The following is a 20154-nucleotide window of genomic DNA, read 5'->3' as shown; positions in this document are numbered from 1 at the left end:
ATCGTCAAGCATGGCAGGTGCCTTCTGGTAACAATAAAGTAAGAGGATCTCAGAGTAGATTAAAGGGAAACAAAAAGATAAGTAAACAGCTGTATATCTATAAATAATTAAAATAATTTTTAGAATTTTCCTATAAAATGTCGGTTCTTGCGTACTTTTGATTTAATAATGCCCATAACTAATCATTTATTTACCAAGAAAATTTAGAAGCGTATGAAAAAACAGCTACAAGCTATGACATTTCTTATCGGAGTGCTCCTTTGTATTGGGTTAGGGGCTAAGGATAGCCGTGCTCAGGACCGAAAAGTGAGTGGAAAGGTAACCTCCAATACCGATAAGACGGGAATTCCGGGCGTGAATGTTCAGGTAAAAGGGACCAATGTAGGTAGCGTAACCGATGCAGATGGTGCGTATTCCCTCGATGTAAAATCGGATAATGCAATTCTTGTTTTCTCCTCTATAGGCTTTTTAAAGCAGGAGATCACAGTAGGTAACCGTGCGTTGATTGATGTGACCTTATCCGAGGATATCAAAAGTCTAACAGAAGTAGTCGTGACTGGCTATACCGTACAGCGAAAGGCCGATATTACGGGCGCCGTTGCGGTGATAGATGCCAAGGAACTGACGGCAGTACCTTCCGCCAGTGTCACACAGATGTTACAGGGAAGAGCCTCGGGGGTAACAGTGGGAAATGATAATTCCCCAGGAGGCGGCACCATGGTACGTATTCGTGGCTTTGGATCTATTAATAACAACAGTCCTTTATATGTCATCGATGGGGTTCCTACTCAGGGTACACTCAATCAAATCAACCCCAATGACATTGAGTCGATGCAGGTGCTTAAAGATGCCTCAGCGGCTTCTATATACGGGGCTAGGGCAGCCAATGGCGTCGTGATCATCACCACCAAGAAGGGTAAATCAGGCGCTCCCAGCATTACCTTCGATTTTTATACGGGAACGCAGCGTCCAGGGAAAATGCTAGATCTACTTAACGCCAGGGAATTGGGCGATTATCTATTTCAGTCGGACATAGGTGCAGGCAAAAGCCCATGGGTTACTTCTCCCTCTGCACAATACAAATTTGACCAGCAGGGTAATCAGACTATGGCAGATTATATCTATCCGAACATATATGGAGAATTGCCTGCCGGCATTACGTATACCAACGATATAGCGGATCCTAACTTAGGCAAAACAGCTTTTAATATCACTAAGGCTAATCAAGAAGGAACCGACTGGCAGGACGTAATTTTCGATCCAGCTTCTATTTCTAATTATCAAATTGGTGCCTCAGGCGGATCCCAATCTGCCAAGTATGCGATTTCTGCCAATTATTTTAAGCAGGGGGGTATCCTTCGCTATACCAATTATAAGCGTTATTCGGTTCGTGCCAACACGGAATTTACCAAAGGGCGGTTTACCATCGGCGAAAACCTTACCTTCTCTTACGATGAACGACAGGGAATCACCAATAATAATGAGAGTAACCCCATAATGTTTGCCATACGGGTGCATCCTATAATTCCTGTATTCGACATTACCGGTGGACCTGCAGCATTAGGAGGAACGAATACTTCCCCTTATAATGGTTTTGCCGGAAGCAGGGGAAGTAACTTAGGTAATGCTCCGAATCCACTCGCACGGCTGTACCGTGAGAAGGACAATATCACCAAAGGCTCGCATATATTTGGAAATGTTTTTACCAGCTTTGAACTACTGGAGGGCCTAACAGCCAAAACCAGTCTCGGTCTGGAATACAATCAGTATAATCGGTCAGAGTATTTTCACCGGGACATTGAAGCGGCAGAGGCCAGAAATGCCAACAGTTTAAATGTAATCAACGATGTAGATCGGTCACTCACCTGGTTTAATACCCTGAACTATTCCAAAAAATTTGGAATACATAGTTTGAATGTTTTATTGGGAACTGAGTCAGTGAAAACGTATGCGGTAGGCTTTAGAGCGAGTAGGAGTTCCTTTGCTTTCGACGACTTAGACTACCGATATCTGGATGCCGGATCGGCAGCAGGGCTGAGCAACTCGGGTCCGGGGGCTGTAGAAAGTGCCCTCTTCTCGCAGTTCGGTAAAATTAACTATGGTTATAAGGATCTTCTTTTGGCCGATTTTACCTTGCGCCGCGATGGGTCTTCCCGTTTCTCCGAGGCGAATCGCTATGGTGTTTTTCCTGCTTTCTCAGTTGGAGTTCGACTTTCGGAGATGGAGTTCCTAAAGAAAGCTACCTTCTTAGACGATCTTAAGATTCGGGGAGGCTGGGGTAAAACCGGGAATCAGCAGATTCCTAATGTATACAATTCATATACCCTTTACGCTGCGGACCCTTCCAATAACGGATACGATATCAACGGAACAGGATCTTCCATTGTGGGAGGCTTCGACCTGGTACAGTTTGGGAATTCCCTGGGGAAATGGGAAACCAATACTTCTACCAATATAGGTTTAGATGCATCCTTATTTAATAACCGTATTGAATTTGTCTTGGATCTTTACGATCGTACTACCACGGACATGCTGACGCAAATTGCAATACCTCGTACTGCCGGTAGTGGCTCTGTTCCCTATACCAATATAGGGGAGATCAATAATAAGGGGTTCGATATAGGGCTGAATTATAGAGAGAAACTTGGTGACTTTAGTTTTAGCGTAGGATTGAATTTTGGGAAATATAAAAACGAAGTGGTCAAGCTGAATGACAATCCTTCGGCTACTATCTTTGGCTTTACTACCCGGCTTCCAGCTATGTCGGCCACACGTGCTGGCTCTCCAATTGCTAGTTATTACGGCTATTTTGTGGATGGAGTAATAAAAGACCAGGCAGAGGCAGATGCGGCTCCAAAATTTGGCTCTTATACCAAAGAAGGTACCTTTAAATTCAGGGATATCAACGGAGATAATATCATTACTGCAGCCGACCGAACCATCATTGGAAATCCCCATCCTGACTTTAATTATGGTATCAATATCAATTTGGCTTATAAGCGTTTCGATTTATCGCTCTTTGGTCAAGGGGTGTATGGTAACGAAATTTTCAACTATACCCGGTACTGGACCGATTTTAACGTTTTCCAAGGGAATCGTTCGAAAGATATGCTCTATAACTCCTGGAAAAAACCTGGTGACGATGCGAAATTGCCTCGTTTGAATTCCGGTGATGCTACGAGCCAGCAGGTGTCGTCATACTTCCTGGAAGACGGATCCTATTTACGATTGAAGAATATCCAGCTGACCTACACTGTTCCTACACCTTTTTTAAGTAAAATAAAAATGGCTTCGGCTCAGGTATACATACAAGGTCAGAACCTGTTTACGCTTACCAAATACACTGGACTCGACCCGGACATCAATCTGCGCGCGTCAGGCAACGATAACCAGGATACCCATATGGGCGTCGATGAGGGGGCCTACCCTGTGGCCAAATCATTTCTGGTAGGTGTTCGTTTCGGGTTTTAATTCAATCATTTGATCTTAATTATTTATATTATGAAAAGAATTTCGATACTATTAATTTTGGTCGGATTGAGCTTTTCCTGCTCCGATAATTTTTTCGACCTTAAGCCACAAGGAAAGGCTTCCTTAGAGCAGCTCAGTAATAAAAATGGTGTAAATGCTCTATTAATTGGGGCCTATTCACTAGTAGATGGGGTAGGAGCCGGAAATACCGGACGCCAATCCACCATTTCAAATTACGTCTTTGGAGGTATCAGCAGTGACGATGCCGTTAAAGGTACCGATGCTGGTGATCAGCCAGAACAGTCATTTATTGAGCAGTATAACTGGCTAGCAGATAATACCTATTTCCTGGGAAAATGGTGGCACTCCTACGATGGTGTGGCCCGTTGTAATGAAGTTATCCAGATCGTTAGTAGTCCTGACGTAAAGGATATGACCGATGCGGAGAAAAAGCAGGTGGTAGCAGAGGCTCGTTTTCTAAGGGGACATTACCATTTTGAGGCCAAAAAAATGTGGGGGAAAGTTCCTTTTATAGATGAGACCATCTATGACCGAGAAAATCCAAATTCTACTAAAGTGCCCAATACAGAAGATATCTGGGGCAAAATTGAAGCGGATTTTGCCTTTGCTGCTGAAAACTTGCCTGCTACTCAAGCCCAAAAAGGTCGGGCTACTAAATGGGCCGCAAAGTCCTACCTGGCCAAAGCGATGGTGTTTCAGAAAAAATGGGCGCCAGCCAAGGTGATTTTAGAAGAGGTTATTCAGAATTCCGGTAAAAGGCTGGTTGCCAATTACCATGATAACTATCGCACGGCTGGCAATAATAATGCTGAATCGATTTTCGAAGTACAGTTTTCTGTTAACGACGGTACTACTGGTAATAATGGTAATGCGGGAGATAACCTCAACTGGCCCTATTCTGCGACTGCTCCGGGGCGAGGTTGCTGTGGATTCTATCAGCCTTCTCACAACCTTGTAAATGCCTTTAAAACCAAGGATGGTGTGCCCATGATCGGGGCTGCTGCAGACGGTAGTGCCGATACTTATAATCAGGTAGACCTACCCAACGACCAAGGTATTGCTGCCTCAGCTACCTTTGCCCTCGATAAATCTATTCCTGTAGATCCGCGCCTTGACTGGACCGTGGGACGACGGGGTGTGAACTTCCTGGACTGGGGGCCCATGCCTGGAGCCGTGTGGATACGTGATCAGGCATATGCAGGACCGTTTACAGGAAAAAAATGGATGTATTATCTGGCTGAGGAAAATAGCAGTACGCATTCTACCAGTAAGCGAAACGTCAATAATAACTACCGGCTTTTAAAGCTGTCTCATGTCATTCTCTGGTTGGCCGAATGCGAAGCCGAATTGGGCAATCTTGCCAAAGCGGAAGAATACGTAAATATGATTAGGGTTCGTGCCAAAACAGGCTCCGTACAGGACCCGACTGTCAACTATCAAGTGGAACCATATCCTGCGGGTACTTTTGCTTCCAAGGGCGCGGCCTATGCGATCAATGCGGTACGTATGGAGCAGCGTTTAGAATTTGCTATGGAGGGTCATCGTTTCTTTGACTTAGTTCGCTGGGGTATCGCCGAAAAAGTCCTGAACAAATATGCAGCTGAAGAGGCCGTACCAGGAAAGGAGCCCTCTGGCCGTACCTTTAATAAGAGAAGCTATATGACTGGAAAGACTTTTACCGCCAAAAATTCAGTTTTCCCCTTGCCACAAGATGAAATTTTGAATAGCCAAAAAGATGGGCAGCCCACTTTAGTGCAGAATACTGGTTACTGATGGGATTATTGATTTAAATAAAGAAACCGGTCATTGGGCCGGTTTTTTTTATTTATTTTACATGTAAAAATGGAGAGATTCCTATGAAGATAAACACAGAAGGAGAATATGAACGGGCCTCGGAAAGGGCCGACGAGATATATAAGGCGCAGAAAGGCAGTCCGGAGTATCTGGAACTTCAGGAGTTGCTTCTGGCACTAAAAGAATACGAAGACAACTTCGTACGAATGCTGAAAGATTTTAACTGAAGTGCGAAAAATCGTGCGTCCCGCCGGGACGCACGATAAATATTAGGGAAGGGGTTCTTCGCTATTTAGCAAACCATAATTTTAGTTTCATGTCGTTTTGGCCTCCCTGATTGCTCAATGCGTTAGAATAATTCTCGTAATTAAGAGACTCTTCGGAGCCGGGGTATGAAAGTCGAGTAGGCAATATGTTTCCATTGGTATTTAACCTCGGGACGGTCAAATTCGGAATGCCAGTTCTACGATATTCGGTCCAGGCTTCTACTCCTTGACCAAACAAAGCGATCCACTTTTGTTCCATAATCTGGTAATAAGCATCGGTACCTGTCTTTAAACCGTTTGCCGAAAGATATTCCGGACTTACGGTAAGGCCAAACTGGGCATGTGAGGCCGATATGGCTGCTGTATATTGTGCGGACACAGCGCCAGCGGTAGCGATGCCTTTATAGGCCATTTCTGCTTTAATGAATAATAATTCTGCATAGCTTAGAATGACTCCAGGTGCTTTAGCAGCCACAAAATAGTCGCCTACCGTGGAGGTTTTGGATAGTCCATATGCATTGGCATCCGATGCTGCCAAACCATTGGGAACCCCTTTGTATTGTCCTCCTTCGGCTGGTCTGTTAGCATAAACGGCCAATCTGCTATCATTTAATGCTAGCAACCGGTCTACCAGGGTGGCGCTCACCCGATGGTCGTCTCTGGTTTTGCGATTCTGATTAATTGGATTATTATTATTCGTAGCATCCAGATAGTTGAGCTGTACATTATCTGCATTGGAGGCCAGAATAGGAAACTGAGTCGGGTCTCCTAATATTCGGTTGATCTCCCCCTTTACGTCTATGCCCGCATCACTTTTAGACAACATTCTATTTAGGATTTTTAAGCTTAGGGAATTGGCGAATTTTTTCCATTTAAGCATATTTCCATTGAATAGAATATCTCCTGAAATAGGATTTGTCCCCACTGCGATCAGGGAATTAGCAGATTTTAATTCTGTAATAAGGCCAGCATAGACATCCTTTTGGCTGGTATATTGTGGTAAAAGGGTACCTTCCAGCCCTTGAAGTGCCTCTGTATAGGGGATATCTCCATAGATTTCTGTAAGCACCGAGAAAACCCATGCTTTCATAATCATAGCTACTGCCTGATAGTTGGGGTTTTTACTTTCCATACTGAGTTTTAAAACCCTTTGATAATCTGCCAGCGATTCGATGTAAAGTGTTTGCCAGGCAGCATTATAGGTATCGGCCGATACTGTGTACTGGTCAATATCGGTGTACTGGATACGGGCCCAATGTTGGGAAAACAAACTGCCAATGTCCTGCCCAAGGGTTCCGCCCGTATAGGTATCTACTGCGCTTTGTATGCCGTGGGGCAGGAATAGATCGGCAGTGCCTGAGGAGGCGCTGTTAGGATTTGTATTCAGTTGATCGAAATCGTCGGTACACGACAGGCTGCAGCAGAGAAAACCGGCTGCCAACACATTTGTACTAAAATAATGGCGTATCTTATTCATGGTAGATCGTATTAGAGGTTAAAGCTGATATTAAATCCTACTGAGCGGGTAGTAGGAATTTGCCCATTTTCTATTCCCTGCAGATTGCCATCGTTATAATAGCTTGTCTCAGGATCGATATGGGGGACCTTGCTATACAGAAGGGCTAGGTTGCGGCCTACTATCGAAACTGCTATATCTCGGAAAGGTAATTTGGTGAAAACTTTTCCGGACAGTACATAGCTGAGCTTAACCTCTCTTAGTTTAACATAACTGGCATCGAATATGGTGTTTTCATTATTGGTCAGCAGATAATATTTGTGGTGATACTCTTCCGAAGTAATGCGTTTTTCGTTAGGTACATAATTGGGGTTTTCTGCTGTTCCGGTATTTACTACACCTTCGCCGACTACGCCTTCTTCACGTCCGAAGAGGGTCTCTTTCAAGACGCCGGTATACCGACCAATATTAACGGATTGAGAGAAAATATCACCTCCGTATTTCACATCAATTAAGGTGCTGAGTGTGACTTTTTTATAGCTAAAAGAATTGGATAATCCGCCGATCCACTTCGGAGTGAAGCTCCCGAGTACGCGGCTTACCGGGTCGATTGTTGGGTAGCCCTGTGCGTCATAAACAATGTTTCCTTCGGGATCACGTAAGAATCCCCTGCCAAAGAAAGTACCAAAGGGTTGGCCTACCCTGGCTTCGACAGAAAGGCCGCGGAAACTGCTTGTACTATAGTTTTGGGTGAGGGCATTATAGCTCGTGTTTAACTGATAGGTAGTAAGGCCATTCGCTAGTTCTACTACCTTATTCTTGTTTTTGGCCCAGTTGAGTCCGATATCCCAGGTGAAATTATCGGTTTTGACAGGGGAGGCGGTAAGCTGAATTTCAATGCCCTTGTTCTCTATTTTTCCAGCATTCAGCAGTTTGGAAGAATAGCCGGTGGTGTTGGATATATTCACCCCCAAAATCTGATTGGAAGATACCTTGGAATAATAAGTCAGATCTAAGCCCACACGATTGTTCCAAAGTCTTACGTCTGCGCCTATTTCATATGACGAGGTAATTTCCGGTTTCAGCTCAGCATTCAACAGGGCGTTATTTTCTGATAGGGAAGGGGTCGAACCCCAGGGGTTTTCATATTTGTAGGTACTGTATAGCATATAGGGATCGGTATCATTACCTACCTGCGCAATTCCACCTCTTAATTTGGCAAAAGAAAGCACGTTGGAGTTGATGTCGAATATGTCCGTTATGATGGCACTTAGAGCCGCTGAAGGATAGAAGTAGGAACGGTTATTGGATGGCAAGGTACTGGACCAGTCGTTTCGGGCTGTCAGATCCAAAAATAGATAGTTTCTAAAACCAAGGTTTCCTGAGGCATACAAGCTATTGACCGTTTTTTCTATATAAGAGTTTTCTGTTACGGGGCGCTGGCGAGAATTTCCTAGGTTCCATACCCTTGGAATAGCCAATTCGGTTGCACCCATATAATTGCGCTGAGCATAATTGGTGCGGTGATTTCCTCCGATATTAGCCGTTATATCAAACTCGCCAAATTTTTTGGTAGCGTTTAGAAGAAAGTCGGAATTGGACTCTCTCACAAATATTTGCTCTTCGTTATAGCTGTCATATAACTTATTGCCATTTAAATTGTCCTTACGGGCAGCAGTTTTGGTTTTTCTTCTGTCCGTATAAAAGTCTGTCCCTGAGCGAGCAGTAAGTGAAAGCCAGTCGGCAAACTTATAGGTAGCCGAGAGATTTCCGTAAAGTCGATCCCGGTTGTTAGCCTTGGTGCTTAGGTTGAGTACATAATAGGGGTTGGTCCAATAATTATTGTTCCAATTGTTTTGATAAATACTTCCAGGAGCCTGATAGGGTAACAAATTATCCATATTGACCTGACGACCAAACCAGATGAAATACAGACCCCAGTTAGAACGGTTGTCACTGCCATCGTTCACATAATTAGCCGTTGCCCGAATACTCAGTTTATCGGTCAGATTATAGCCCGCATTCAACGAAAACGTTCTTCTTTTATAATCTGTATTAGGTAGGATGCCAGTTTGGCTTAAATTGGTTACTGAAAGTCTGACGTCTCCTTTGTCATTGGCTCCGGTGATAGACACATTATTGGTATATGTTTTTCCGGTCTGGTAAAACTTATCGACATTGTCAGGATGTGCAACCCAGGGCGTAGGAATGCGGTTGCCATCAGCATCTAAAGGAGAATCGAATTGGGGAAGCAGACGACCATCCAGTTTGGGCCCCCAGCTTTCGTCCACACCATCATTGATTCCTCCGCCGGTTCCGTCTTTAAAGGAGAAAAGGCCCTTTGCCCCTTGTCCGTATTCGTCTTGCCATTCGGGTTGGCGAAAGGGCGAGTCGAAGGTCGTGTTGGTATTCACAGAAACACCGATTCCTTTCGATCCTTTCCCGGTCTTTGTAGTGATTAGTACTACCCCATTGGCACCCCGTGAGCCGTATAAAGCGGCTGCACTCGGTCCCTTAAGTACGTTCACACTCTCGATATCGTCAGGGTTCACCGAGGCTGCAGCATTGCCATAGTCCACCCCGGTGCCCGAACCAAAGTTGCTGTTGTCAATGGGCACACCGTCCACTACAAAAAGGGGTTGGTTATTACTGCCTATAGAGCTTGCCCCCCGGATCACCATACGGGAAGAAGCGCCAGGGGCACCATTGGATCCGGTTACCTGCACGCCAGCAATGCGTCCCGACAAGGAGTTGACCAGATTGGTTTCCCGTGCCTGTGTCAGGGTTTTGCCACTTACCTCCTGTACGGAATATCCAAGTGCTTTTTTCTCACGGGCAATACCCAGGGCTGTCACAACGATTTCGTTGAACTGCGTGGCATCTTCCTTAAGCTGAATGTTGAAAACGGACTGACTGCCCGGAACGATCTCCTGAGTCATAAAGCCGATGAATGATACGATTAATTTGGCATTGGCAGGTGCAGATAAGCTGAAGTTTCCATCGGTATCCGTAGTGCTTCCTTTACTTGTGCCCTGAACAATGATGCTGGCGCCAGGTAAAGGTAAACCGTCGGTAGCCGAGCTAACCTTACCCTTGATAATGATGTCCTGAGCGAGGGAACTCAGGCTGAGAAACATGATTATTACAATGTAACTCAATGTAAAAGGTTTTCTCATAGGTTATAAATTTTCGAATAATTAATGTGAATAAATGATAGGAGTGAAATGGCGGATTTGAATTATTCTTTTAGTTCATTATGACTGTTATATGGGTTAATTTATGTGTTATATTAAAATTTTATTAAATTGAAAAATGTTAAATATTCAATATAATGATTTGATAATTCATGTATATGGAGTATATAATTCTAGTATTTATTCATATTGTAAAATATTGATCTGGTTTGTTTAATGTAAAGTAAGAATGAATTTTTCATTATTTCCAAATAAGTCCGAGAAGGTTATATTTTTTGAAGGTAAAATATAATATAGGACAAATATTATACTGATAAAATGACAATTAATATTTTTTTTCTGAGGTGTTATAAATATTTTACAATAGGATATTTTACGTTAGTCCTGCTCCTGATAGCTATTATAAACTTCAGGTGAATAGAGTGCGGAGCTCAGCGTCGGGCATAGTAGTTTTTTTATAAATTCTTCTTTGTTCCTGATAGTGGCAGGAGGCAGTATTTGGTGGGAGTGGAGAGTTGAAAAAAGTTATTCTACTTTATTTAAATATCAAGTTATGAACAATTGGAAGCCTAGGGTATCAGGACCGGAATGGTTGAGGTTCAGTGCAGGATTTTTAATCTTATTTTCCATTATTATCTCGGCCATGGCGCCATCATCCCGACCTAATATCCTGTTCATCTGCATAGATGATCTTCGGCCCGAGACGGGAGCATATGGTAATTCCCTAATAAAAACGCCAAATATGGATCGGCTGGCAAAGCAAGGGATACTATTTACCAATCATTTTGTAACGCAGCCCACTTGTGGGGCATCCCGCTATAGTTTGCTTACGGGCAAACTGCCCCGTCAAAATGCAGAGCTTAAAAACTCGGCAATGGAAGCATTACTGGCAGGAAAGGAAAGGTCGGAGATTCCAGAGACCTTTATAGACCAATTGCGTAGAAAAGGGTATTATACGGTAGGGATCGGCAAGATTAGCCATTCCGCTGACGGATATGTATATGGATACGAAGAGCCTAAAAGCAACCGGCTGGAATTACCCCACAGTTGGGACGAAATGCTTTTCGATCCGGGGAAATGGGAGACCGGCTGGAATGCATTTTTTGCCTATGCCGATGGTAGTAACAGGCAAAGTAGAAAAGGAAAGGTTAAGCCATACGAATCGGCTCCCGTGGATGATGAGGGGTATCCCGATGGCCTAACGGCTAATCTTGCTGTACAGAAATTGCAGCAATTGGCAGTCAGAAACCAGCCCTTTGTGCTAGGTGTAGGTTTTTTTAAACCTCATTTACCCTTTAATGCACCTCAAAAATATTGGGATCTCTATCAGCGTGACTCCTTGCCCCTGACTCCTGCGCCCAATATTCCTCAGCATATTCATGAAGCCAGTCTGCATGGAAGCGGCGAATTTAATCAGTACCAGTTAGGAGAAGAGAAGGCATCTCTGGATCAGCCTGTTTCCGATGCCTATGCTCGCAAGGTTACACACGGCTATTATGCAGCTGTGAGTTATGTCGACGCGCAAATCGGCAAAGTGTTAGACGAGCTGAAGCGTTTAAATCTGGAGAAAGAAACGATCGTGGTCCTTTGGGGCGATCACGGCTGGCATTTGGGTGACGGTAGGGTTTGGGGCAAACATACCCTTTTCGATGTATCTTTAAAGAGTGCGCTCATCATGAAAGTGCCAGGAAAATCTCAGGGACTCGTACAAAATAAAATTGTAAGTAGTATAGATATATATCCTACCCTAATGGAGCTTTGTGGGGTTAATCCTGTTGCCAAGCTCGATGGGCAAAGCTTTGTGGGATTATTAGGGAAGTCAGGCGTGGGGGGGGCTGCCCGGGTGGCCTACAGTTATTTTAATAAGGGTATCTCCCTGCGCACAGATCAATATCGGTTTACGCGTTATTTCCGGGAGCAAACCCCCGTCATAGAACTTTACGACCATCGAGTTGACCCCCACGAAGAGAAGAATATAGCAGGGGAGCGTCCCGAAATGGTAAAGAAATTGATGCAGGAATGGGAAAAGGGTGATACAGGCTTATTCCGCTAAAGGGCAATGCAACGCTTGGATAAGAGCATCGATTAGGGGTAGGATCCGATCTATTTGTCTGGATTCGCCATTCTCCAAACCCATTTAATGCTTTTAGTCAAATTATGGCGTAAGCGGTCTTTGAATTGCTATATTTGTATTCTATTATTCTGTACCAGCAATTCGAATACAATATTTTAATGAAGGTTCTCAAATTTGGCGGCACATCTGTGGGCACAGCCGACAGTATTAAAGCGGTAATTGGTATCATTGAAAACAATCTTGCAAAAGATGAACGAATCGCGGTCGTTTTTTCGGCCATGGGTGGCGTTACCAACCGGCTGATCGAAATCGGTCGGATGGCGGCATCCGGAAATAAAGAGTATGTGGATTTCCTCAAGGTCGTTGAAGAGCGTCATTTTGCCGTGGTCAGAGCCCTTATACCGGTCAAGCATCAAAGTAGTACTTTTGCCGCTGTTAGAGGGCTTTTTAATGAGCTGGGAGATATACTAAAGGGGGTCTCATGGATCAGAGAACTCTCCGATCGGACCCTGGATCTCATTATGAGTTTTGGTGAACGTTTGTCGACTTTGGTCATTTCTGAAGTTCTTGTTAGCAAAGGCATCAATACCGCATTCTGCGATGCCCGGCAGATTATCTATACCAGCGATCAGTTTGGTATGGCTGAGGTCGATTTTGAACTTACCGATCATCTTATTCTGGAGCATTTTGCTAAGTCCACGGCTTTACAATGCATTACAGGCTTTATTGCCTCTACCGCCGATGGGGTGACGACTACCTTAGGGAGAGGTGGATCGGATTATACTGCTTCTATTATTGCCGCAGCATTGGAAGCAGAGTGTATTGAAATATGGACTGATGTAGACGGTATGATGACTGCTGATCCCCGGAAAGTAGCCAATGCTTTCACCATTCCTTCTATCTCTTATGCCGAAGCAATGGAACTATCGCATTTTGGCGCCAAGGTCATCTATCCTCCAAGCCTACAACCTGCCTTTGCCAAAAACATTACCCTGAAAGTATTGAATACCTTCAATGTAGACTTTGAGGGTACCTATGTTCAGAAAACGGCCAACGGAAAGGACTATGCCATCACTGGCATTTCATCTATAGACGAGATCGCCCTGGTGAATATTCAAGGGAGTGGTATGATAGGCGTAGCAGGGATATCAGGAAGAGTGTTTACCGCCCTTTCTAAGAATGATATTAGTGTAATACTCATTTCTCAGGCCTCTTCGGAGCATTCCATATGTTTTTCTATCGATCCCAAAAATTCAAATAAAGCCATTGAAATTCTGGAAAAGGAATTTGCTATAGAGATTGAGCTGGGACATATCGACAGTGTGGGGGTACAAAAAAACCTTTCTATCATCGCAATCGTAGGCGAAGGTATGAAGCAGAGTTCCGGAGTCTCTGGGAAACTGTTTTCTGTGTTAGGTAAAAATGGAATCAACGTTGTTGCTACTGCACAGGGTTCGTCAGAGCTGAATATATCTGTGGTAATTGCAAGAAATGATTTATCAAAAGCGCTTAATGCAATTCATGGTGTATTCTTTCAATCGGAAACCCGATCACTGAATTTGTTTATCGTAGGAGTTGGGCTAATCGGAGGGACGCTGCTCAACCAGATAAAAAATCAGACTCAATATCTTCGTGAAGAGAAATTACTGAACCTTAACATTGCCGGTCTGACCAATACAAAAAAAATGCTCTTAGACGCCGATGGTGTCGACCCGGGTAAGTGGAAAGAGCGTATCGATGAGGAGGGTGTAAAGACCAGTCTTCCCGCTTTTGTGCAGCGTATGATCGAGCTTAACCTACCCAATAGTGTTTTTGTAGACTGTACCTCCGATAAAGATATTGTTCAATATTACCATATGCTGCTGGATGCCTCTATTTCGGTGGTAACACCCAATAAAGTGGCCAATTCAGGGTCGTACGCAGAATATCAGTCGCTACAGCGTACTGCTCTGAAGCGTGGTGTCAAGTTTTTGTATGAAACCAATGTAGGTGCTGGACTGCCCATTATCAATACCATGCAAGGATTAATGGCCAGTGGGGACAAATTTTTGAAGATAGAAGCCATACTTTCGGGTACACTTTCTTACCTGTTCAATAGCTTTACAAAAGGTGTACGGTTTGCCGACGTGGTAAGAGAAGCGAAAGCGATGGGTTTTACCGAACCCGACCCTCGGGAAGATTTGAGTGGTGCCGACGTAGCGCGTAAAATATTAATTTTGGCCAGAGAAGTAGGGGTGCCCCTGGAGCCAGAGGATATTAGCATTGCCAAAATATTACCTGAAAATTGCTTGGCAGCTGCCACCGTAGACGATTTCTTCCAGGAGATGGAGAATTCCGATTCCTATTTCGCCGAGTTGGCCGAGAATGCTGCGGCAGAAGGAAAAAAACTTCGTTACATCGCCTCTCTCGATCATGGTAAAGCCACAGTCGAGCTAAAAGCTGTAGATGATAGTCATCCATTTTATAACCTGTCGGGAAGCGACAATATCGTGTCTTTCGTTACTGAACGCTATAAGGATCGTCCCCTGGTAATTAAAGGCCCTGGGGCAGGTGCGGAGGTTACCGCCTCGGGAGTCTTTGCCGATATTATGAGCATTAGTAGTTATTTAGGCTAATTATGATTTATGCTGGTGGATCCAAGGCCCTGCAGGCCTAAAGGTGAAACCATCTGATAAAACTTTTCGATTTCAGTGAATTATATAAAAGCTTATGCACCGGCAACGGTTGCCAATGTGGCCTGTGGCTTCGATATTTTTGGTTTCGCCATAGAAGAGCCGGGAGATGTAGTCGAGATCAGGCGGCGTGAGGAGCCTGGCTTGGTGATTGCCGACATTCATGGTGATGAGGGGAGACTGCCTCGGGAAGCCGATCGTAATGCGGTAACGGTAGTGATGTTGCATATGCTGAAGCACTTGGGTATCGACGACTTCGGTGCCGAAGTCGTCCTACATAAAAACATGCCCTTAGGAAGCGGTATGGGGTCGAGTGCTGCCAGTGCTGTGGCCGGCGTAATAGCACTCAATGCCTTGTTGGATAATCCGCTTACCCGTTCTGAGCTGCTCCGATTTGCTATGGAAGGAGAGCGAACCGCTTCCGGTTCGGCTCATGCCGACAATGTTGGGCCCGCTTTGTTAGGCGGCTTCGTTGTGATTCGTAGTTATGATCCCCTCGATGTATTTTCCATCCCTTGTCCTACTGATTTATATTGCACATTGGTTCATCCGGATATTGAGATTAATACCAAAGATGCTCGATACATTCTAAGGGATGAGGTCAGCCTAAAAGACACCATTACGCAGATGGGTAATGTGGCAGGGATGGTGAGTGGCCTGATGCAGTCAGATTATGAACGCATCAAACGTTCTATGGTGGATGTGATCATTGAGCCCGTACGTTCTATCCTGATTCCGCAGTTTGGACTCGTGAAGCAGGCGGCCTTAGATGCGGGAGCACTCGGTTGTAGCATTTCCGGTTCCGGTCCTTCCATGTTTGCATTAAGTCGTGGACAGGAAACAGCAATGCTTGTGGCTCAAGCCATGAAAGATGAGTTCAACAAAGTGAATATCGACTGCCACATGCATGTCTCATGTATCAATATGCAAGGTGCAACCATACTGGATCAAGCTTAAGCGCTGGCTGCCTTTATATTGCTGGCATGGAATGGTTTGCTACCCTTTTTCAAAACGAAGGATGACCAAAGGACAACTGAGCTTTCGCCCCGTGAGAGCTTAACCGATCACGAAAAATGGAACCGAGAGGAAGCCAAAAAATAATATAAAAAATCTATTGATTAATATTGAAACAGACACTTATCACATAAAGTCATTTCTCCATGAACTTTCTTAATTAAAATGCACGTTTAGGAGGAAGGGAAACAAAAAAAGACGATCATGATTACGGTTAGCGAAGAAGCAAAAAATAAAATTATCGAATTACGTACTGCCGATGGCCATGCTGATGATTTTCAGATCAGAGTAGGCGTATTGGGTGGAGGTTGTTCCGGATTGACATATAATCTTGAGTTTAATTCTGATTCCTTACCTACCGATATGGTATTTGAGGACAAGGGTATTAAGATTATTGTCGATAAAAAAAGTATTTTATATTTAGCAGGTACCAATCTGGAGTTCTCCGACGGGCTGAACGGAAAAGGGTTTCAATTCGTGAATCCTAACGCGACGAGAACTTGTGGATGTGGTGAAAGTTTTGCCGTATAATTATATTAAAATTATTTAATTAATAGAAACGCACCGTGGAACCCGCGGTGCGTTTCTATTATCCGGCAGAAAGTTTTTAATTTGCTCCAAAGTAATGAGTAGAAAGTAGGGGCCTTCTGTCTCTCTGACCAAGTTTGAACGCCCATAGGGGTGGTATTATTTTAGCAACTATAATTCATGAAACCAACACTATTAATCCTGGCCGCAGGCATTGGAAGCCGTTACGGTGGTATCAAGCAACTCGACGAGTTTGGACCTAATGGGGAAACTATTATCGATTATTCTTTACACGATGCTATTCGCAGTGGATTTGGGAAAGTCGTATTCATTGTTCGTCAGGAGATTAAGGATCAGGCAGAAGCCTTGTTTGCCCCTAAACTAAAGGGTAAAATAGATTATGAATTTGCCATTCAAGGTGTGCAGTCCTATGTTCCAGAGGATCTTGGACCCATCGAACGTACCAAACCATGGGGAACCGGTCATGCTACGCTTTGTGCCTGGGAACAGACCCACACCCCCTTTGCTGTAATTAATGCAGACGATTTTTATGGCTATGATGCCTTCGCTACCATGGCTAAGTTCCTGAGTGAAGATGGTGATGAGAATCAGCATGCTATGATTGGCTATGAGCTAAAACGAACCCTGTCCGAAAATGGTACCGTATCCCGTGGGGTATGTGTTGAGCGCGACGATCACAACCTGGAAGAGGTAACTGAGCGTACTAAAATCTTCCCGAAGGACGGGAAAATTTATTACGAAGAGGAGGAGGTACTCACCGAGTTGGCTCCAGAAACACCGGTTTCAATGAACTTTTGGGGCTTTAAGCCGTCGATGTTCCCCATTACGAAGAACCTTTTTGACATTTATGCCAGAGAAAATCTTCATTCTCCCAAAGCAGAATTTTACATCCCCACAGTGATGTCTCATATTATTAAAAACGACCTGGGCAATTGCCGCGTTTTTCGGTCTACTTCCGACTGGTTTGGTGTGACCTATCCAGATGATAAACCTAAGGTACAAGCTGCACTTACTGCCTTACATGAAGAAGGTAAGTATCCGGGTAATCTCTGGGCCTAATAGTAGCCTACTTCCCTATAATCAATGCAGGACCTGAAATAATTTTTTCAGGTCCTGTTCTATTTTGGCCAGTATAGGCACCACTATTTTGTAAGCAGAGCTTCGACCATCTTTTGTGCCAGAAAAGCGTTACCTCCGTCAGTAAGGTGCACCCGGTCTGTGGTTAACACCCCTTTCTCCTTATTGTCCGGGTTATTGGCTTTAAGGTAGTCCATAAATGCTACACGGAGATCTAATAGCTGTAGATTGTTGCGGGCAGCGATGTCGCGAATAAGTTTACTATATTGATTTAAATCTCCATCCTGCTGGTTAGAATTGTCGGTTTTCTCTCCAATAACCGTTGGGGTACATAAGATAGTGCGAATATTCTGAGCTTTTAGTTTTTTAATAATAGCCTCATAAAATTTCACGTATTTATCGGGGTCAGTACCCGTTCCGGAGGAAGCTTTGTGCCATACGTCGTTGATGCCTACATAAATAAATACGACATCGGGTTTCTTTGCCAGAACATCTTCCTCCATTCGTAGGTATAAATCGTAAACTTTATTACCCCCAATGCCGGCTCCCATAAGCTCAAACTGAGAAGACTTTCCCTCTGCTTTCAACAGCTCACCGGCCTTGGTGATATAGCCGTTAGGGCCCACCCCTGCCTGAGTAATGGAGTCACCAAAAAATATTACCCGAAGTGGCTTGTCTTGTTTCATGGCCAAGAATGGGAAGGCGATGAGTGCAATCTGAAGAAAACGGTACATTTTACGCATAAATTAAGGTATAAGGTTTATTTGATTAAAAGACAGCAATTAGAATTTCTTACCCCAGGAAAGTTTTGGAAATTTAAATCATATGCGGCCGGAAAGTCGGCAACTGCCATCTGGCCTTTAGCATCCGTAGCCACTTTGGGAACTATCGAAGGCATATAGGTTTTATATGGACATAGCAGATCGCTGTTGGACAATCAGCATAGATCGGTAAAAACGCCTTAATCCTGTCCTTATTGACAGCTCAATGATGAAACTGAATATTCAAGATACATTCAATAAAGAATTACCAGCAGACCCTGAACGTGCCAATGCAAGACGGCAAGTACAGGGGGCCGCATTTTCGTACGTAACGCCCCGAATCCCAACAAATCCTGCTTTGGTTCATACTTCCGCCCCGGTAGGGAACTTGCTGGGTATGACCCCAGAAGACCTTCTGTCCGAAGAATTTCTAAGGATATTTTCTGGCGCTAAATTGTTGACTGGTACTAGCCCTTATGCCATGGCCTATGCTGGGCATCAGTTTGGCAATTGGGCAGGCCAATTGGGCGATGGTCGGGCGATTAATCTGTTCGAGGTAAACCACGCTGGGAAGCAGTGGGCCGTTCAGCTCAAGGGTTCGGGTGCTACTCCCTATTCCCGTTCGGCAGATGGCCTGGCCGTGCTCCGATCTTCGGTTCGGGAACATCTTTGCAGTGAGGCCATGGCCGCTTTAGGGGTTCCTTCCACCCGCTCACTGTCACTGATACTCACCGGTGACCAGGTACTCCGTGATATGCTCTATGACGGACATCCTGCTTATGAACCAGGGGCGGTTGTCTGTAGGGTAGCGCCTTCCTTTATCCGATTTGGTAACTTCGAACTTTTTGCCTCTCGTAAAGATTTGGTAAACTTACGCAGACTCACCGATTATACGATTCAGCATTTTTATCCTGAAATCCAATTAGCCGGAAAAGAAAGTTATGTAGCTTTCTTTCAATTGGTGGCCAAGCGTACCTTAGATATGATCGTACACTGGGAAAGGGTTGGATTCGTTCATGGAGTGATGAATACCGACAATATGTCGATCTTAGGACTGACAATCGACTATGGACCCTACGGATGGTTAGAGGGATATGATCCTAACTGGACGCCAAATACGACCGATCGTCAACATCGACGCTACCGGTTTGGGCAACAGGCGGATATAGCCCTCTGGAATCTTTATCAATTGGCTAATGCGCTGTACCCTTTGATAGAAGAGGCCGCACCCATCGAAAAGGTCTTAGAGGACTATCGAATGAACTATGCTGTAACATACCATGAAATGATGCAAGGAAAGCTAGGCCTGTTCCTGACCTTTCCCGAAGACGTAGATTTAATAGATCAGCTGGAAGCCCTTTTACAACGTACGGAAACCGATATGACACTTTTCTTTAGAAATCTATCTAAAGTTGATCGGTTGACCTGGATCGATGAAGGGAAGGAGTTTTTAAAGCCCGTCTGGGAAGCATTTTATGCTCCCCAAGATTTAGTAGGCCCCATATTGCAGGAATGGCGTACTTGGATGAATCAGTATATTCAGAGGTTGAACCGGGAGCAGGCAACCGATGATATGAGGAAAGAATCCATGAATTCGGTAAATCCAAAGTATGTTTTAAGAAACTATATGGCGCAGTTGGCCATTGATGCTGCCGATAAAGGGGATTATTCACTCGTGGAAGAACTGTATCAGTTATTGCAGCACCCATATGAAGAACAGCCAGCCTCTGAGAAGTGGTTTGTAAAACGGCCAGAATGGGCCCGACAAAAAGTAGGGTGCAGTATGCTTTCCTGTAGCTCCTAAT

Annotated in this window: 12 protein-coding genes; 9 read left to right on the top strand and 3 right to left on the bottom strand. The window is 44.4% G+C overall.

Translation table 11 applies throughout. The annotated features are described in order from the left end of the window. The first annotated feature begins 234 nt into the window (after nucleotides 1-234). The 3 genes from X939_RS0118000 to X939_RS23840 all read left to right on the top strand — a co-directional run bounded on the left by X939_RS0118000 (nucleotide 235) and on the right by X939_RS23840 (nucleotide 5513). Nucleotides 235-3471 (top strand): SusC/RagA family TonB-linked outer membrane protein, encoded by a 3237-nt coding sequence (locus tag X939_RS0118000; RefSeq protein ID WP_131694785.1) that lies wholly within the window; start codon nucleotides 235-237, stop codon nucleotides 3469-3471. 30 nt (nucleotides 3472-3501) lie between these two features. Next, nucleotides 3502-5265: a RagB/SusD family nutrient uptake outer membrane protein gene (locus X939_RS0117995; RefSeq protein WP_025764674.1), complete on the top strand. Its 1764-nt coding sequence runs from the start codon at nucleotides 3502-3504 to the stop codon at nucleotides 5263-5265. Between the two features lie 83 nt (nucleotides 5266-5348). Further along, nucleotides 5349-5513, top strand: a complete 165-nt coding sequence (locus X939_RS23840) for a hypothetical protein (protein WP_198034450.1) — start codon at nucleotides 5349-5351, stop codon at nucleotides 5511-5513. Between the two features lie 61 nt (nucleotides 5514-5574). Here the strand turns inward: X939_RS23840 and X939_RS0117985 are convergent, their stop codons facing one another. Both X939_RS0117985 and X939_RS0117980 read right to left on the bottom strand, forming a co-directional pair. Next, nucleotides 5575-7029: a SusD/RagB family nutrient-binding outer membrane lipoprotein gene (locus X939_RS0117985; protein ID WP_025764673.1), complete on the bottom strand. Its 1455-nt coding sequence runs from the start codon at nucleotides 7027-7029 to the stop codon at nucleotides 5575-5577. Between the two features lie 11 nt (nucleotides 7030-7040). Then, nucleotides 7041-10184 (bottom strand): SusC/RagA family TonB-linked outer membrane protein, encoded by a 3144-nt coding sequence (locus X939_RS0117980; RefSeq protein ID WP_025764672.1) that lies wholly within the window; start codon nucleotides 10182-10184, stop codon nucleotides 7041-7043. Nucleotides 10185-10755: 571 nt separating this feature from the next. Here X939_RS0117980 and X939_RS0117975 point away from each other — a divergent pair. The 5 genes from X939_RS0117975 to X939_RS0117955 all read left to right on the top strand — a co-directional run bounded on the left by X939_RS0117975 (nucleotide 10756) and on the right by X939_RS0117955 (nucleotide 17570). Beyond that, a complete protein-coding gene (locus X939_RS0117975) occupies nucleotides 10756-12255 on the top strand; it encodes a sulfatase (RefSeq protein WP_052353494.1) in 1500 nt (499 codons plus the stop codon). Nucleotides 12256-12434: 179 nt separating this feature from the next. Next, complete coding sequence (thrA, locus tag X939_RS0117970) at nucleotides 12435-14891, top strand: bifunctional aspartate kinase/homoserine dehydrogenase I (RefSeq protein ID WP_025764670.1); 2457 nt, start codon at nucleotides 12435-12437, stop codon at nucleotides 14889-14891. A 75-nt stretch (nucleotides 14892-14966) separates the two neighbouring features. After that, nucleotides 14967-15905: a homoserine kinase gene (locus X939_RS0117965; RefSeq protein ID WP_025764669.1), complete on the top strand. Its 939-nt coding sequence runs from the start codon at nucleotides 14967-14969 to the stop codon at nucleotides 15903-15905. A gap of 261 nt (nucleotides 15906-16166) precedes the next feature. Further along, nucleotides 16167-16493, top strand: coding sequence for a HesB/IscA family protein (locus X939_RS0117960; protein WP_025764668.1), 327 nt, complete (start codon nucleotides 16167-16169; stop codon nucleotides 16491-16493). A gap of 177 nt (nucleotides 16494-16670) precedes the next feature. Next, on the top strand, nucleotides 16671-17570 hold the full coding sequence (locus X939_RS0117955; RefSeq protein WP_025764667.1) for a nucleotidyltransferase family protein: 900 nt from the start codon (nucleotides 16671-16673) through the stop codon (nucleotides 17568-17570). Nucleotides 17571-17653: 83 nt separating this feature from the next. On the opposite strand, the gene X939_RS0117950 is transcribed toward X939_RS0117955, so the two are convergent. Then, nucleotides 17654-18331 (bottom strand): SGNH/GDSL hydrolase family protein, encoded by a 678-nt coding sequence (locus X939_RS0117950; RefSeq protein ID WP_025764666.1) that lies wholly within the window; start codon nucleotides 18329-18331, stop codon nucleotides 17654-17656. 244 nt (nucleotides 18332-18575) lie between these two features. Between X939_RS0117950 and X939_RS0117940 the strand changes: the two genes are divergently transcribed. After that, on the top strand, nucleotides 18576-20153 hold the full coding sequence (locus X939_RS0117940) for a protein adenylyltransferase SelO (protein WP_052353493.1): 1578 nt from the start codon (nucleotides 18576-18578) through the stop codon (nucleotides 20151-20153). The last annotated feature ends 1 nt before the right edge of the window (nucleotide 20154 follow it).

This window comes from Dyadobacter tibetensis Y620-1 (assembly GCF_000566685.1).
GTDB lineage: Bacteria > Bacteroidota > Bacteroidia > Cytophagales > Spirosomataceae > Dyadobacter > Dyadobacter tibetensis.
This window is presented reverse-complemented; position numbering and strand designations above follow the sequence as displayed.